We start from the raw sequence: 1,269 nt of genomic DNA on the forward strand, positions 1-1,269 counted from the left end.
CCTAAAGTGTCAGATGAAGTGCTCAACCAGATTAAAGGCTTAAACCTCAAAGCCAACTTTGATGTGTTTGTATCGCTAAGCTGTCATAACTGTCCGGATGTAGTACAGGCGCTTAACCTGATTGCCATTTATAACCCGAACACAACGGCAACCATGATTGACGGTTCCTTCTTCCAAGACGAAGTCGAACAACGCAAAATCATGGCTGTACCGATGGTATTCCAAGACAACCAACACATTGGTCAAGGTCGTATGACCCTTGAAGAGATTGTGGCGAAACTTGACACCAACTCTGCTGAAAAAGATGCAGCAGCACTCAATGCTAAAGATGCCTTTGATGTATTGGTGATTGGTGGTGGGCCTGCGGGTGCAACAGCTGCGATCTATGCGGCACGTAAAGGCATTAACACCGGTATCGTAGCTGAACGTTTTGGTGGTCAGGTCATGGATACCATGGACATTGAAAACTTCACATCTGTGCAAAAGACACAAGGTCCTAAGTTTGCTGCCGAGATGGAAACCCATGTCCGTGAATATGATGTTGACATCATGAACCTGCAACGCGTGAGCAAAATCACGGGTGCCAACCAAACTGCAAATGGCTTGGTTGAAGTTGAACTTGAAAACGGTGCGAAACTTGAATCGAAAACCGTGATCCTTTCTACAGGCGCACGTTGGAGAGAAATGAATGTACCGGGTGAGCAAGAATACCGTACCCGTGGTGTCGCGTACTGCCCACACTGTGATGGTCCATTGTTCAAAGGCAAACGTGTTGCCGTGATTGGTGGCGGTAACTCAGGCGTTGAAGCTGCGATTGACCTTGCAGGGATTGTTGAGCATGTGACTCTGGTTGAATTCGATACCAAACTTCGTGCGGATCAAGTGTTGCAAAACAAATTGCATAGCTTGCCAAACACCACTGTGATTATGAATGCGTTAAGTACAGAAGTGATGGGTGATGGCTCACAAGTGACTGGTCTTAAATATAAAGACCGTGCCACTGATGAAGAGCATGTGGTAGAACTTGCAGGGATCTTTGTACAGATTGGTTTATTGCCAAACACCGACTTCTTGAAAGACAGTGAAGTTGAGTTAACCAACCGTGGCGAGATCATTGTCAATGACCGCAACGAAACCAATGTTCAAGGTGTGTTTGCTGCAGGTGACTGTACGACAGTACCTTACAAGCAAATCATTATTGCCACAGGTGAAGGCGCCAAAGCATCACTCTCTGCGTTTGATTACATCATCCGTTCTGGGCAGTAAAAT

General features: G+C 46.2%; 1 protein-coding gene. It reads left to right on the forward strand.

Going from position 1 to position 1,269, the window contains the following annotated elements:
* Positions 1-1,266 (forward strand): alkyl hydroperoxide reductase subunit F (gene ahpF / locus KTI78_RS17620; protein WP_262446868.1); only part of this gene is annotated, 1,266 nt, incomplete at its 5' end.
* Positions 1,267-1,269: the final 3 nt, after the last annotated feature.

Source organism: Acinetobacter sp. WU_MDCI_Abxe161, assembly GCF_025514355.1.
GTDB classification, from domain to species: Bacteria; Pseudomonadota; Gammaproteobacteria; order Pseudomonadales; family Moraxellaceae; genus Acinetobacter; species Acinetobacter pittii_E.